The sequence below is a fragment of the Altererythrobacter sp. H2 genome (genome assembly GCF_035319885.1).
In the GTDB taxonomy this organism is placed as follows: domain Bacteria; phylum Pseudomonadota; class Alphaproteobacteria; order Sphingomonadales; family Sphingomonadaceae; genus 34-65-8.
In genome coordinates this window covers 3,187,036-3,201,138 of sequence record NZ_CP141285.1, presented here as the reverse complement: position 1 = coordinate 3,201,138, position 14,103 = coordinate 3,187,036, and the positions used below count along the sequence as shown (strand labels likewise).

The window sequence follows — 14,103 nt, the reverse complement described above, 5'->3', positions numbered from 1 at the left end:
AGCGTGCTATCGGGGGGCTTCGGTGCTGTCGACCAGCTCGGCCACCAGCGCCTCGATCGCGCGGCCTTCGATCTCGGCCGCCGGGCTCAGGGTCAGGCGGTGGCGCAGGACGGAGGTGGCGAGCGCCTTGACGTCGTCAGGGATCACGTAGTCGCGCCCTTCCAGCGCCGCCCGGGCGCGGGCGGCCCCGGCCAGCAGCACGGCCGCGCGCGGGCTGGCGCCGCTGGCGATTTCGCCATGTTCGCGCGTGGCCCGCACCAGCCGCACGACATAGTCGACGATTTCCTGCGCTACGGTCACCTGGCCCAGCGCGGCGCTGGCGGCCTCCAGCCGGGCAGCATTGACCACCGCGCCCACGCCCAGATCGGCGGCGCGTGAAGGCCCGTGCCGCTGGCCGAAGCGGGTGACGATTTTCGCCTCCTCCTCGAGGCTGGGATACTGGACCAGCAGCTTGAACAGGAACCGGTCCAGCTGGGCTTCGGGCAGGGGATAGACGCCCTGGTTCTCGATCGGGTTCTGGGTCGCCACCACCATGAAGCGCGAAGGCAGGGCATGGGTTTCGCCATCGAGCGTGACCCGGCGTTCCTGCATTGCCTCGAGCAGCGCGGCCTGGGTCTTGGGCGGGGTGCGGTTGATCTCGTCCGCCAGCAGCAGGTCGCAGAAAATCGGCCCGCGGGTCAGGGTGAACTGGCTGGTCTGGAAATTGAACAGGTTGGAGCCGAGGATATCCCCCGGGAGCAGGTCGGGCGTGAACTGGATCCGCCCGAAATCGAGCCCCAGAGTGGTGGCGAAGCACTGCGCCAGGAATGTCTTGGCGGTGCCCGGCGGGCCTTCCAGCAGCACGTGGCCTTCAGCCAGCAGGGCCACCAGCAGGTGATCGACGATTCCATCCTGGCCGACGATCGCCTTGCCGACTTCGGCGCGGATCGCGCCGGCCATTGCGCGAACGTCGTCGAGGGTCATGGTCATGGGGTGAGGTTCCTTTCGATGTCTTTCAGGGCGCGCGCCGCGCGCAGGAGTTCGTGCCGGGATCGGGCGGCCCGCAGCCGGTCGGCGCTGGCGCTGAACGTAGGGCCGCCCCGCTGGCGGCGCTCGAGGGCCTCGTCGATGCTCCGCTCGTCGGCCTGGCGCAGCCGCAGCAGGCGCGCGATCCGTGCCGCCACCAGCGCGGCGAAGGGCGGGCCAAGCAGATGGACCCGGCCGGCCCGCTGGATGAACCCGGCGCTGTTGGCAACCAGCCGCGCCTTGCCGAATGCAATCGCACGGTCCTCTGCGATCGGGGGGCCGAACCGCCGGAAGGCGCGCCAGCCGACCACCAGCATGGCCAGCAGCAGGCACAGTGTGGCGGCCAGGAAGGGCGGGGTAAAGGCCAGGGTCAGCAGGTTGCGGGTCTGGCCGATGCCATTGAGCGTCAGGTCAAAGGTGACGCCCAGTTCCTCCCCCTCCATCGCCAGCCAGACAAGGTCGCGCGCGAGATTGGCACGGGTCCGGTCAGCCATGCCCCAGTTGTTCAGGAGATCGGGTTCGGCCACCACGATCACCCCCCATTTCTCTTCGTCGAGCGATTCGGTATCGGGCGGGCTCCGCCCGGCAGCCTGGTCGAGCACGGGGTAATAGCCGTCATCGGCCAGGTATCCGGCCAGGATGCGGCCATTGCGATCCAGCACCAGCGGCACCAGCGCGCCGCTGCCCAATGACTGCACCGACCCCGGGTCCGGCAGGCGGCCTGAATAGCCCAGGCCCCTCCAGTGGGGGCCGCTGCCGCTGATCTCCCCGACTTCCGCCACCTTCGGGTAGGGATCGCCAAGCTCGGCCAGCCACGTCGGTTCGCTCGCTCCGGCCAGGACCACCCAGCCCGGCTCGGCATCCGCATTGGCCTCGGGCGGAACCTCCGATGCGTACCACTTGGGCAGCACGACCATGGTCGGCCCGGCGTATCGCCGGGCATCAAGGATCGCCCGCAAGTCTTCCGGATCGAGCGCGTGCGGCGGCGTCAGGACCAGCAGGTCGGCCGTTTCATGCTTGCCGGTGTTGCGGCCCAGCGTGACGGTGATGCCTTCATCCTCCACCAGCCCCGCCAGCGCTGCAAAGCCGTTCAGGCCACGGGCCGCAGCATGGCCGCCGCCATTGTTGTCGCCGCGACCGGTCTCGCCCGCGCCAATGAACCAGAGCATGGCGAGAAAGGCGAGCGCGCCGAACAGCACCATCCCGAGCACGACTTTCGGATCGAAGGTGCGGGCGTTCGCGGCGTTCATTGGCCGCGCCCCGGCAGTCTCTGCAGCGCAAATTCGGCATAGGCGGCGCGCGCCGTTTCCCAGTCTTCCCGCCTCAGGTGGCGCAGCGCGAACAGGCTGCGCTCGACCCGTTCCGCAATCACCCGGAAGGCAGCGCGTGCGGCATCGGGCAGGGCGGGCAGGGCGGCCAGTTCGCGCGCCGTGCTGGACGGCTCGACCCAGTCCGGGCGGGCGGCGGCAATCTGCCCCACGCTGCGGCGCAGCAGCAGGTGGGTGGCCTCGTCAAACTGGCCTTCCGCCGCCAGCCGGTCCGCTTCTTCGAGCAGTGCCAATGCATCGCTGCGGCTGGGCGTCCAGGCCTCGTCATCCCCCGCTGCTCGCGCGGGACGTTGCAGCACCGGGGCAAGCAGGCGCCAGAGCAGCAGCAGAACCCCTGCCACCGCCAGCCCGATCAGGATCCATTTGAGCGTCGGCCACGACAGGCCGAGCATTTGCCCCAGCGGCGCCAGCAAGTCGCCCAGCCAGCGGAACAGTGTGTCCAGCCAGTCCGGCGTTTGCGGCGCGGGCTGCTGCGGCATTTCGACCGGGGCGAACTGGATCGAATCGTCGGCGCGGATCGCGCTCCAGCCTTCCGCCGGTGCCTCTGCGGTTTCGACCGCCGGTTGCGCTGCGCCCCTCGTCACGACTGCACTGGTGACAGAGCGCGCCAACTGGCGCAAGCGGCAGGACTTTTCCAGCCGCGCTGGTCTATCCCCGCTGGCGGGCCTGGCGGTAGGTGCCGAGCACCCGCAGTTCCTTGCAATGGAAGGCCAGCTCTTCCAGCGCCCGGTCAATCGCCGGATCGCCCGGACTGCCGACGATATCGGCGTAGAACATGGTGGCCGAGAAGCTGGCACCCTTCTGATAGCTTTCCAGCTTGGTCATGTTGACCCCGTTGGTCGCGAACCCGCCCAGCGCCTTGTAGAGCGCGGCCGGGATGTTCTTCACTTCGAACACGAAGGTGGTCATCGCCGCTTCGCTGCCGAGTGAGGCGGGCTCGCGTGGTTCGCGCGCGAGGATGACGAAGCGGGTCATGTTGTCGGCCGCATCCTCCACCCGGTCCTCGACGATTGTCAGGCCATAGAGGTCGGCGGCGAGGGGCGGGGCGATGGCTGCTACGCCCGGATCGCCCCGCTCGGCGACATAGGCGGCGGCCCCGGCGGTGTCGGCATGGCTGAGCGGGACGATGCCCCGCTCGCGCAGGAAATGGCGTGACTGGCCCAGCGCCTGCGGGTGGCTGTAGGCAGCCGAGAACGGCCCGAAGCTGCCGTCCGGATGGGGCAGGGCCATCAGCGCATGGCTGATTGGCATGAAATGCTCGCCCACGATTGACAGGCCGCTTTCGGGGAGGAGGAAATGGATGTCGGCCACCCGGCCATGCTGGCTGTTCTCGATCGGGATGATGGCGCAGCTGGCCCGGCCATCCTTGACCGCTTCCAGCGCGTCTTCGAAGCTGAAGCAGGGCAGGGGCAGGTAATCGGGCGCGGCCTCGGTCGCGGCTCGGTGCGAATTGGCACCGGGCGAGCCCTGGAAGGCAATGGCGCGCGCAGGGTCGGCGGCGGCGGCGGCCTGCATCCGTTCGACCATGGCGAGCGCGGGTCCGGGAAAGCTCATTGTCATCCAGTCGATGTCTATCTGGCCAGAGCGCCTAACTGGTCAGAGCGCCTAACCGTCTGCCGCGCGCGCGGCAATGGTGCATTGCTGTCAACGCGCGATGCAATTGCGGCTATTGCACCCGCGCCCTTGCCCCCCTAAAGCGACGCGCGAAAATCAACCGCTAGCTATATCCGGATTTCGACGCATGGACGACCGCTTCAACACCGCCGCCGGCTGGGCCCTTTTTGCCGGGATCGTGGGGCTTGGTGCCTCGATTGCCAGCGGGATGTACTTCGAAGCGGGCAATCCGCACTCGGTGGAAGCTGGCGGTTACCCGATCGAGGATGTTGACGGCGGCGCCGATGCGGGCGAGGCCGTGGTCGATCTCGGCACGATCCTCGCCAGCGCCGATGTTGCCCTGGGCGAGCAGCAGGCTGCGGCGCGTTGCGGCAATTGCCACACCTTCAATCAGGGCGGGGCCAATGGCACCGGCCCGAATCTCTACGGCGTGATGGGCCTGCCGATCGGCAAGCACGCGGCCGGCTTCAACTACAGCGCCGATCTTTCCGGCAAGGGCGGCAACTGGACCTGGGAAGCGATGAATTCCTGGCTGCTGGCCCCCAAGCAGTTTGCTGCCGGCACCACGATGGGCTTTGCCGGCCTGAAGGACGACAACGCCCGCGCCAGCATCATCCTTTACCTCAACAGCCTTGGCTCCAACCTGCCGCTGCCCGCTCCCGCAGCAGCGGCCGCCGAGCCGGCACTCGAGGGCGAGGCGCCGGCCGAAGGCACGCCAGCCGAAGGCGCTGATGCCGTCGCTGCCGAAGTGGCCCCGGCTGCCGAAGAGGCGCCTGCGGCCGAGTAATCCGGGCCGGGATAAAGGTCAGGCCGGGGGTTCCTGGAGCCCCTTGAACCCCTGAGCGATCACGTACCATTCGGACGAACCCTTGCGGCTCGCGGGCGGCTTGGCGTGCTTGACGGTGCGGAAGTGCCGCTTCAGCAGGGCAAGCAGGTCGGCATCGGTCCCGCCTGCCAGCACCTTGGCGACGAATGCGCCGCCCGCCTCGAGATTCTCGACCGCGAACCAGGCGGCGGCTTCGACCAGACCCATCGTCCGCAGATGGTCTGTCTGCTTGTGGCCGACGGTATTGGCCGCCATGTCCGACAGGATCAGGTCGGGCGGCCCGTCAAGTGCAGAGGTCAGCGCAGCGGGCGCGGCATCGGCCATGAAATCCATTTCGAGCAACGTCACGCCGTCAATCGGCTCGACCGGTAGCAGGTCGATCCCGACCACGGCCGCGCGCGGAGCCAGCTTGCGCACCACCTGGGCCCAGCCGCCCGGCGCCACGCCCAGATCGACCACCCGCAGGGCACCCTTGAGCAGGTTGAACTTCTCGTCGAGCTCGATCAGCTTGTAGGCGGCGCGGCTGCGATACCCGTCCGCCTTGGCCTGCTTGACGTAGGGGTCGTTGAGCTGTCGCTCCAGCCAGCGGACCGATGACGCAGTCCGCCCGCGCGCGGTCTTGACCCGTTTGCCGGGGTCGCGGCCTGCGCGGGTCATGAACGGGCCTTGGCGGATAGGATGCAGATCATTGGGTGCAGATCATTGGACTGGCCTTCGTTCGATCAGGGCGCGGCGGCTTTCCTCGCCCGCTATATCAGTGGCGATCAGGCTGCGCAGGATGCCTTCGCGGATGCCCCGGTCGGCCACGCCCAGGCGGTCGGCCGGCCACACGTCCATGATCGATTCGAGGATGGCGCAGCCAGCCACCACCAGTTCGGCGCGATCGCTGCCGATGCAGGGCAGCTTGCTGCGGTCATCATGCGAAAGCTCGGCAAGCCGGGCGCTGACCGTGCGCATGGCGGATGCCGGCAGGATCAGGCCATCGACCGCGCGCCGGTCATAGTGCGGCAGTTCGAGGTGCAGGCTGGCCAGAGTGGTGACCGTGCCGCTGGTGCCGAGCAGACGCTTGGTGGCGGCGTGTCGTGCCGTCCCGGCGATGCGGGCAGCAAAGGGGGCGAAGCTTTCGCTGACGACCCGCCGCATCTCGGCGTAGACAGCAGTGCGGCGTTCGCGCGGGCCTTCCACCCGGCCGACGGTATCGGTCAGCGAGACCACGCCCCAGGGCACGCTCTGCCAGTCGAGGATGCGCGGCACACGCCCTTCGGGTTCGACCAGCACCAGTTCGGTCGAGCCTCCGCCGATGTCGAAGATCAGCGCCGGTCCTTCGCCCTCTTCCAGCAGGATATGGCAGCCGAGCACCGCCAGCCGCGCTTCTTCCTCGGCGCTGATAATGTCGAGCACCAGCCCGGTCTCGCGCCGCACGCGGTCGATGAATTCGGCGCCATTGACCGCCCTGCGGCAGGCCTCGGTGGCGACCGAGCGGGCGAGGCGGACATTGCGCCGCCGCAACTTCTCGGCGCAGATATGCAGCGCGCCCATTGCCCGCTCCATTGCCTCGTCGCTGAGCCGGCCTGACTGGGCCAGGCCTTCGCCGAGCCGGACGACCCGGCTGAACGCGTCAATCACGGTAAAATGTTCGCCGGAAGGGCGGGCGATCAGCAGGCGGCAGTTGTTGGTGCCCAGATCGAGCGCCGCATAGGCCTGGTGATAGCGTTGATCGCCGTTGGCAGGGGCATCCCAGCCGCGCTTGCCCGGGCCACCATTGCTGGCGTCCGCAAGCGGACCTTTGCCATTGCGTCGTTCGGGCTGCGCAGGGCGCTTGTAGCGAAAATCGGCTACTTTGCCGGACTTGTCGCCCCGGGTGTGGCCAGCCCTTGTGTTTCTGTCCGGCGGAAAAGTATCCGCCATATCAATATTTTCCTATCCTCTCGCAGATGATACCGCGAGGACCTGGCAGCGATGCTAGCGATGGACCGGCAAAGGAGCAAGTGCTGCAGCCATCGCAAGCCTTGACCTCATGCCGCGGCAAACCTATGTGCGCCGCTCGCAGCCGGGCCATGCCCGCTGCCTGGTGCCCCGTCCTCTAATGGTAAGAGAGCGGACTCTGACTCCGTCAATCAAGGTTCGAATCCTTGCGGGGCATCCATTTTCCTGACGGCCCAAGTTAACTGTATGGGCCGGCACAAGTTAATTCTGCAATTGCCGCAGCGGCGCTCACTTCAGGGCAGAATAGCCCTGCTGGGCCTCCCTTAGGCTTTAACTGCGTCCGATAGAGGCGAATGCGGTATCAACCTTGTCCCGCGTTTGCTGTGCAAATAGGCCAGCGCCGACGCAAAAATCCGATATTCGCTGGGCTATGGGGTCTAGGGCAACAGCGGCGGAAAGCGGAACAATCGCTTCCGTGCATCGATACGCCATCTCTGCCGATGGACGTGACCTAGTGCAAGCTATGCTAGCCTCAAAGATTTTGGTCCCTTGGCAATGACGACCATCGGATGGTTTCTGAAAGTCAATCTGGGCTGACTTTCGGCTGCCTGCGTGCACCTCGTCATTCTACTGACCTTTCGGAGAACCCCAGAGTGTTCGCATTTTCAATGAGGGTGCGGACTTTAGCGCGGTCCAATCCGCTCGGCACTTCAGCATCGATCTCGAGACGCAAAGTTACCTTGCTACCGGGAAGCGTGGTCAGTTGCTCAACAATCGCCTCGACAATCTGATGCATGTCGCGAGCTGGACGGTCGGCCGAAATTGCCACTACGCCACTGAACCGGGTCGGATTGCGCTCGGAAGGTGTGGGGGTAGCAGGCGCAGGTGCCTGCTCACCCGGAATGGTCGGTGACCTACCCGCGCGTCGAACCGCGCGTTTTCGAGACCGGCGGGCGTGTCACCCGAGATCTCGACCACCATATCAACGGTGAAGGCGATTGCTGCGTGACGGTCTGGGAAAACTGGTTGGCTACAGCCGACAATACCGGATTTGCGGCTTATCTAGCCGGTCCCTTGCGCGAGTATTTCCTCGGTCAGTTCTGGTTCGAGAAGACCGGCAGCTGGCCGTTTGGTGAGCGTGCACATGGAATGGCGGGCATGGAAGAAGCCTATGCCGATGCCTTGGGCATCGCCAACCGGCGGAAGGACATTCTCTATTATTTGCGGTTGCTGCGTCAGCCCTGGCCAAAAGGACATTGGCCCTGCCCGTGTGGCAGCGGGCGGCGCGTGGGCAATTGCCACACAGAGGAACTTTGGTCCCTGCATCGCCGCATATCACCTAGCCTGGCTAGAGCCATGCTGGTGCGATTGCAGTTGAGAAAGGGCGAGCCATTGCATTCTCGTCGCTAATGCAATCCTCACTGATGTGGCGGAACCCTCACGGTTATTGTCGGCCATTAAATGGGAGCTGAGGGTATGTAAGTGGTGGCACTGACTGCGCTGAATCAGCATTGCGGTGGGACGACCGGAGGATTCGGGTCAATGCCGGGGGCACGCGTCTTTTAGACCTCCCGCCATGGAGCGCCGTGGTGCTGCATGGAGGCGAAGCGTCGTGTGGCTAGTACATAGAGTGCTGCGCTTAGATCTGTACGGACTTGGCGGTAAAGAACGGTGCACTACTGTTACACGTAACCTGCCGAGCAATATCGTGTGCGTCAATCGTGAAAAGCGGAGGCCGCCCAGAGTTCAGCCCTCGTTCCACCTGAAGATATGAAAGATGTTCTACGTCTCGCTGGGAGTGGACGCGCAATTGCCGAGTTGGGTTGTCCGAGTAACAACCGAGAAGTGAGCCAATTCTAGAACGAATCAGTTTATCATCCCCGTACAGCAAAGGCCAAAAATCTCGCTGGTCGTCGTCAGATCCGTTAAATGACCAATTGGTGGCTTCCGCCGCCAATTTCAATACTGCTTCATCTCGCAAGCGCGGCAGCCAAGCACCCATTGCATCTAGTTCAACGCCGTTGCTCCTGCCGATGGACAGCACCATCATGTTGATCACGGTGCCGAGGGGGGGCTGCATCGATTGTCCCGGTAAGCCGCGCCAGCCCGCCTGCCAGGCCAACTTTTCGGTTTCGGCCGACGAGGTCCCGCACAAGCGCTGACAAGCGGATAGACCCAGCAATTGCTGCTGGACGACAAACTTTGTCATGGAAGATTCCCAAAGAAAAATTGGATGGAGCCAGGCAACGAAACATAGCTTCCGCGCCACAATCCGAAGTACAAACTGCACATAGGCGAGGTTTGATGACTGGATAGGCCTACTATTATAAAGAAACTTATCGGAAAAGTCAATGCCCTAAAGGTTGAAGATGATATTTTTAAATCAGATTTGTGAGTCGCCGCTTGAAGCGTTCATTTGATTCGTTCGGCCATGTAACGACGATAATCGGTTTGCGGCCTCGCTCAACCAATCTTTCTCCAAGACTTCGTAAGTTATAGACGAGGTTCAGTTCTTCGTGATCGAGAATCAAGTCGTCAGCGTTATCTACGATTCGCGATTCTCGTTTATCGTTCATTACAAAAAATGGTGACGCTGGCGGATTGCCGACAAGTCGCAGGCCGAGTTCGCCATTTTCTTCGAATACGTTCAAAAAATGGTCCACTTTTGATGTCGGACCAATGACTTCAACTGCTCCGTGGCTGAACACTGCATAGTACATGGCCGCTTTGGTGGCGGATGTAAGGTCGATTTCTGTTTCGCTTGGGGGTATGCCCGCCTTACTTAGAGCAGTCCGTATTGTGATCTCGAGCACCTCGAGACCTGTGAACCGAGCGTGTCCGCTGTCCGGAGACGGAAGATGGCCTCGACGTCTCCACACACGCTGCATTTCCCCGCTGAGGCCACTTACCCGTTCTAGATCGCCCGGAGTGTAGACGGCGAACTCAATGCTAGCTGGTTGAAGCCAATCCTCTAACGGCGTCATCAGTCGTCCTCCAATATCATTCGTAGGCGTGAGATGGGGATCAGTGCAGCCCTATTGACGAATACCCCATCGCTATTGGGAACATCGATGAGTTCACCTGCGATGAAGCGGCTCCCCCTGATACCTTGTTCGATATCGTGCACCGACGTGGCATCGAGCTCCACCGGCAGGCCCTCCGCGCACCCCATCAAGTAAACCGTGAAGCGACCCATGCTTAAGACTCCATTAGGAGCTTGATATAGTCGGGTCGGCACAGTTATGCAATACCGTATTGACACCTTTATCAAAACGTGTGTAGTGACCCGGTTTATGGAACGGTTTAAGCATCACATGCTGCGTCTCTGGGCGTGGCACCAAGGAAAATCCGCGCTCTCACCCGATGCTACGCTGTCGTGCGACGTCTGCTACGTGGGTATTGCCGCTCGGGCTGGATTCGCTTGGATCCTGAATAGCCAGTTTGCGACAAGCATTCGCAGCCTGGTGGGCTGATAGATGCTCGCCGTCTCATCCTGCCCTGCAAACCGTGGCACCGGAGCCGTCGACGCGCGCCTTTTGCGCCCGCAAGAGCGGCGGTCACATGATGGCGAGCCGATTGCCAACATGTTCGTTTCGAGCCGTGGTGGGGCGGTCCGGCGATTGATTGGCTCGGTGCACCGTCACGTCATTGCGATGCGGCGCGACCCACAGATGCGGTTCGGGCAGCCCACTGAAGGCATTGCCGAAGGCCCCGCGATGATGCGTTGCGCCACCGACCCCGATATCAACTTTTACCAGTTTCAGCCGTTCCGAATCGAGTTGCCTGTGGCAGGCAAGCTCGCATCTTGGATCTGCGACGTGGTGTACGTAACGCGGGACGGATCAGTCCACATCCGCGAAATTAAACGCTCATCGGCCGATTTCGCAAAATCGGATTACCAAGCCAAGCTGCAAGCCGTAAAATTGACGCTGTCGCGCCTTGGTTGGCAGTTTAGCCCATGGACGCTCGATCAGATTAAGGGATCAGGCGAGCGGCAGGTCAATGTCGCAAACATTTATTTCGATCGCGCCGCTCATATTGACGATTTGATGCCGCGTTTCGAGGAGCTCGCTACCGAGACCGCCGAAACTACCTACGGCGAGCTCATCCGCGCGCTCGATCCGGTTAACACCTGTCGCGCGCGCGCTGCTGTCCATCGTCTGATCATGAAGGGGCGAGTGTGGGCCGATCGGCGTCGCCGACGTGCCTGATGTCCAGATCAAGCGCCCGCATTAGTTGGACGTTATGGGGCTTGAGCTTTTCGACCCTCCAGTCAGCACTCGCTAGATCCTCGAAGACTGGAATGACGCCGGACATTACGTTCTGGATCACGCGGCGGCCCGACACCTCTAGCTCAGTCTTCCGGCGAGCCGTGAACACTTCGTCCCTCGAGAGCGTCTTCATTTCGTCAAAGACGGAGCCCATTAGACCGGATCCGCACAGCGAGCCCGAGAATTCGCCTTTCATGATCGCATCGTAGTTGGTCTTGAATGCCTCGAGGCAGCTGTTGACGGCCGCACCGATGCTCACGGCTCGCAACATGGCTATGTGCTCCGCCTGGTTCAGACCGGAGGCATCCTTGTTGGAATTACCCGTTGCTTTAAGGAGAAGCAGCTTGACGGTCTCAAAGGGGAGCTCCCCGGTGGTGAACGCGTCCTCCAGATCGACAATGTTGTAGCAGATGTCGTCCGCGGCCTCGACGATGAACACCAACGGATGCCGCTTCCACCAAGTCCCGGACTCGTGGGTCTGGCGGGGAAGGCCAAGCGTGGTGGCCGCGTCGAGGAACAGGTCGACCTCGGAGCGGAATAGGCCGAACTTCTTCAATCCGATGTAAGGGGCCTTTCCGCTGCCCACGATGGCTGCCTGGACCGCCGCGGAGACGGGGTACTTTGTGAAAGCGCCTAGCATAGCCTTTGAGAGCCGCATGCCGCCCTGATTGCGGTACATCTCCAGCCGAGTGATGATGCGGAAGCCCTGCGCGTTCCCCTCGAATTCGATGAACTCGGCCCTATGTGGTTCCTCGACGTCCGCCATGATTCCTTTCGGATTGGCGAAGCGCTCGGCGAACCAGTCGCCCATAGCCTTCTCACCCGAATGGCCGAACGGCGGATTGCCGATGTCGTGGGCAGCGCACGCCGCTTGGACGATGCTTGCGAGGTCGCTCGACACTCCGGGCTCGATCCGGCCGGTCTCTTCGAGCCAGGCGCCGATCCGCATTGCCAGCGAACGGCCGACGCTACTGACCTCTACGGAGTGGATCAGTCGATGGTGGACATGGTCGTGTTCGTAGAGGGGCTGGACCTGCGTTTTGTTGGCGAGGCGGCGGAAAGGCGCCGAAAAGACGATGCGGTCATGGTCCTGGACGAAGATCGAGCGGTCAGGCTTTTGCTCGTACCTGCTATCACCGAGTCGTTCGCCGCAAAGCAGCTTCTCCCATTCCATATCGCCGCCCTAATTCCGATCCTTAAGCCTGAGTGATAGCCTAACAAATGGATGCGGCTAGGCAAGTAGGCGGCACGGCATTGTTTATGGTGTAGCTGAGGGAGAGAGCGGGAGCGTGAAGTCGTATTTTACGGATTCATTTGCACCTGCCTCACAATGAGCGAACTTTAGCTTGGCGTTCCGGCATCTCTTTGCCCAAATAGACTGGAATTTTTTCTTGCGCGCTCGTCAAGCTGCAAACATCGTTAGATTGGGCCGTCATTTCCCGACCCTGAAGTTTGATCCATGTCATTGCGGCGCGCGGCGTGCCGTCCGAAACTCTCCCCGCTTCGATCAGCAGGGAGAGATGCGATGAAGGTCATACTGGTTCACGCCGATCACGGTCCGGGCGCAGAGGGGCGGCTGGCGGCGGCCCGGGGTCTCGCCCGGCGCTGCGGCGGCCATGTCACGGTCCTCGTCAACTCGCCGTTCCAGCGCTTTGTGGCGATGGACCCGTTCGGCGGTACTTATCTGGCTGCCGAGGCCTTCGCCGAAGCCAAGACACGCGATGCAGCGCTGGCAGCAAGACTGGCGGAGAACATGGCGGCAAGCGATGTTCCGTGGGATCTGGTCACGGTGCAGAATGAGGCGGCCGGCGCGCTTGCCGACGCTGCCGCGCTGGCCGATGTCGTGCTGGTTGGCTTGCCGGGCAAGGGCGGTGTCATGCCCGATGCCATGCTGGCCGGCGACGTGGCTCTGGCCGCCCGGGTGCCGGTGCTGGCGCTGCCTGAGGATGGCGGGGAGCTTGATCTGTCCGGTCCGGTGCTGGTGGCGTGGAATGGCAGCGACGAAGCTGCCGCTGCGCTGCGCTCGGCCACGCCCCTGCTGGCGGGGCGGCAGGTCATGGTGCTGCGCGTGGGGCCGGACGAAGGGCGGCTGCCCGATGATGCGGCGCTGGACTACCTGGCCCGCCACGGCATCACGGCTAGGCTGGAAACGGTCGATTCCCGCGAATCGGCCGCCGTGATCATTGCACGGGAAGCCGAGCGGATGCAGGCCGCGATGGTGGTGATGGGTGCCTATGGCCGCAGCCGCCTGCGCGAGACGGTGTTTGGCGGAGCCACCCACGACCTGCTGAATACGGCAAGCATCCCGCTGCTGCTGGCGCACTGACGCCGGGCAGCAGCGCCGGGTGCCTTATTTGACCAGTTCGACTTCCTCGAAGCCGAGTTCCACCGGGGTGGCGCGGCCGAAGATCGAGACGCTGACCTTGACCCGCTGCTTGTCGAAGTCGAGTTCCTCGACCACGCCGTTGAAGCTGGCAAACGGTCCGGCGTTGACCTTGACCTGGTCGCCGATGTCGTACTCCACCTGCACTTCGCGCTTGGGGGCCGACTTGGCTTCTTCGACGCCGCCGAAGTAGCGGGCCGCCTCGCGGTCGGAAATCGGCTGAGGCTTGTTCCCCGCGCCGAGGAAGCCGGTCACCTTGGGGGTGTTCTTGACCAGGTGATAGACATCGTCAGTCAGCTTCAGCTTGGCCAGCACGTAGCCCGGCATGAACTTGCGTTCGACCTGGACCTTCTTGCCGCGCTTGACCTCGGTCACGGTCTCGGTCGGGACCTGCACGTCCTCGATCGCCTCGCTCAGGCCGAGCCGTTCGGCCTCGCTCATGATCGATTCGCGGACCTTGTTTTCGAAGCCCGAGTAGGCGTGGATGATGTACCAGCGTGCCATGGATAGTCCCGTGTCCGGAATGTTGTTGTCAGGCGAGCGAGATCAGCCAGCGCACGACCGCGCCGAAAGCCGAATCGACTCCGAGGAAAAACAGCGAGAGGACGATCATCATGATGAACACGAAGATCGAAGTGCGCACGGTTTCCTCGCGCGTCGGCCAGACGACCTTGCGGCCTTCGGCCTGCACCTGCCGGAGAAATTCCGCCGGGGAGGTTTTGCTCTTGCTCTCTTCGGCCATGTGATGAC

Annotated in this window: 17 protein-coding genes and 1 tRNA gene; 5 read left to right on the top strand and 13 right to left on the bottom strand. The window is 63.3% G+C overall.

The features are described from left to right. Window positions 1-6: 6 nt before the first annotated feature. From U4960_RS15835 to U4960_RS15820, 4 genes are all read right to left on the bottom strand, one after another. The gene (locus U4960_RS15835; protein WP_416379127.1) at window positions 7-963 is read right to left on the bottom strand and encodes an AAA family ATPase; all 957 of its coding nucleotides are present in this window, start codon (window positions 961-963) and stop codon (window positions 7-9) included. Between the two features lie 2 nt (window positions 964-965). Beyond that, on the bottom strand, window positions 966-2,255 hold the full coding sequence (locus tag U4960_RS15830) for a DUF4350 domain-containing protein (protein WP_324261566.1): 1,290 nt from the start codon (window positions 2,253-2,255) through the stop codon (window positions 966-968). After that, window positions 2,252-2,917 (bottom strand): hypothetical protein, encoded by a 666-nt coding sequence (locus tag U4960_RS15825; protein ID WP_324261565.1) that lies wholly within the window; start codon window positions 2,915-2,917, stop codon window positions 2,252-2,254. Before U4960_RS15825 ends, U4960_RS15830 begins: the two co-directional genes overlap by 4 nt. Before the next feature lie 64 nt (window positions 2,918-2,981). Then, window positions 2,982-3,887 (bottom strand): prephenate dehydratase, encoded by a 906-nt coding sequence (locus U4960_RS15820; protein ID WP_324261564.1) that lies wholly within the window; start codon window positions 3,885-3,887, stop codon window positions 2,982-2,984. A 187-nt stretch (window positions 3,888-4,074) separates the two neighbouring features. On the opposite strand from U4960_RS15820, the gene U4960_RS15815 reads away from it, so the two are divergent. After that, window positions 4,075-4,734, top strand: coding sequence for a c-type cytochrome (locus U4960_RS15815; protein WP_324261563.1), 660 nt, complete (start codon window positions 4,075-4,077; stop codon window positions 4,732-4,734). Between the two features lie 18 nt (window positions 4,735-4,752). Here the strand turns inward: U4960_RS15815 and U4960_RS15810 are convergent, their stop codons facing one another. Together U4960_RS15810 and U4960_RS15805 are read right to left on the bottom strand one after the other, a co-directional pair. Next, window positions 4,753-5,430: an RlmE family RNA methyltransferase gene (locus U4960_RS15810; protein WP_324261562.1), complete on the bottom strand. Its 678-nt coding sequence runs from the start codon at window positions 5,428-5,430 to the stop codon at window positions 4,753-4,755. A gap of 42 nt (window positions 5,431-5,472) precedes the next feature. Further along, window positions 5,473-6,681, bottom strand: coding sequence for a Ppx/GppA phosphatase family protein (locus U4960_RS15805; protein WP_324261561.1), 1,209 nt, complete (start codon window positions 6,679-6,681; stop codon window positions 5,473-5,475). 164 nt (window positions 6,682-6,845) lie between these two features. On the opposite strand from U4960_RS15805, the gene U4960_RS15800 reads away from it, so the two are divergent. Beyond that, window positions 6,846-6,919, top strand: a tRNA-Gln gene (locus U4960_RS15800). A gap of 402 nt (window positions 6,920-7,321) precedes the next feature. Here the strand turns inward: U4960_RS15800 and U4960_RS15795 are convergent. Next, window positions 7,322-7,495 carry a hypothetical protein gene (locus tag U4960_RS15795; protein WP_416379079.1) on the bottom strand — a complete coding sequence of 58 codons (174 nt, stop codon included), beginning with the start codon at window positions 7,493-7,495 and terminating at the stop codon, window positions 7,322-7,324. A gap of 113 nt (window positions 7,496-7,608) precedes the next feature. Between U4960_RS15795 and U4960_RS15790 the strand changes: the two genes are divergently transcribed. Further along, window positions 7,609-8,109, top strand: coding sequence for a hypothetical protein (locus U4960_RS15790; RefSeq protein WP_324261560.1), 501 nt, complete (start codon window positions 7,609-7,611; stop codon window positions 8,107-8,109). Window positions 8,110-8,338: 229 nt separating this feature from the next. Here the strand turns inward: U4960_RS15790 and U4960_RS15785 are convergent, their stop codons facing one another. The 3 genes from U4960_RS15785 to U4960_RS15775 all read right to left on the bottom strand — a co-directional run bounded on the left by U4960_RS15785 (window position 8,339) and on the right by U4960_RS15775 (window position 9,895). Then, window positions 8,339-8,908 carry a hypothetical protein gene (locus U4960_RS15785; protein WP_324261559.1) on the bottom strand — a complete coding sequence of 190 codons (570 nt, stop codon included), beginning with the start codon at window positions 8,906-8,908 and terminating at the stop codon, window positions 8,339-8,341. Window positions 8,909-9,077: 169 nt separating this feature from the next. Further along, window positions 9,078-9,683 (bottom strand): hypothetical protein, encoded by a 606-nt coding sequence (locus U4960_RS15780; RefSeq protein WP_324261558.1) that lies wholly within the window; start codon window positions 9,681-9,683, stop codon window positions 9,078-9,080. After that, complete coding sequence (locus tag U4960_RS15775) at window positions 9,683-9,895, bottom strand: hypothetical protein (protein WP_324261557.1); 213 nt, start codon at window positions 9,893-9,895, stop codon at window positions 9,683-9,685. The genes U4960_RS15780 and U4960_RS15775 overlap by 1 nt, the downstream gene beginning before the upstream one ends. Before the next feature lie 280 nt (window positions 9,896-10,175). On the opposite strand from U4960_RS15775, the gene U4960_RS15770 reads away from it, so the two are divergent. Next, the gene (locus U4960_RS15770) at window positions 10,176-10,910 is read left to right on the top strand and encodes a hypothetical protein (protein ID WP_324261556.1); all 735 of its coding nucleotides are present in this window, start codon (window positions 10,176-10,178) and stop codon (window positions 10,908-10,910) included. On the opposite strand, the gene dgt is transcribed toward U4960_RS15770, so the two are convergent. Continuing rightward, window positions 10,864-12,144, bottom strand: coding sequence for a dGTP triphosphohydrolase (dgt, locus tag U4960_RS15765; protein ID WP_324261555.1), 1,281 nt, complete (start codon window positions 12,142-12,144; stop codon window positions 10,864-10,866). The genes U4960_RS15770 and dgt overlap by 47 nt on opposite strands. 351 nt (window positions 12,145-12,495) lie before the next feature. Between dgt and U4960_RS15760 the strand changes: the two genes are divergently transcribed. Further along, window positions 12,496-13,296: a universal stress protein gene (locus tag U4960_RS15760; RefSeq protein WP_324261554.1), complete on the top strand. Its 801-nt coding sequence runs from the start codon at window positions 12,496-12,498 to the stop codon at window positions 13,294-13,296. Between the two features lie 24 nt (window positions 13,297-13,320). Here the strand turns inward: U4960_RS15760 and nusG are convergent, their stop codons facing one another. Next, entirely contained in the window at window positions 13,321-13,857 is a 537-nt protein-coding gene (gene nusG / locus U4960_RS15755; protein ID WP_324261553.1) for a transcription termination/antitermination protein NusG, read from the bottom strand. A 28-nt stretch (window positions 13,858-13,885) separates the two neighbouring features. Further along, entirely contained in the window at window positions 13,886-14,095 is a 210-nt protein-coding gene (secE, locus tag U4960_RS15750; protein ID WP_324261552.1) for a preprotein translocase subunit SecE, read from the bottom strand. Window positions 14,096-14,103 lie beyond the last annotated feature (8 nt).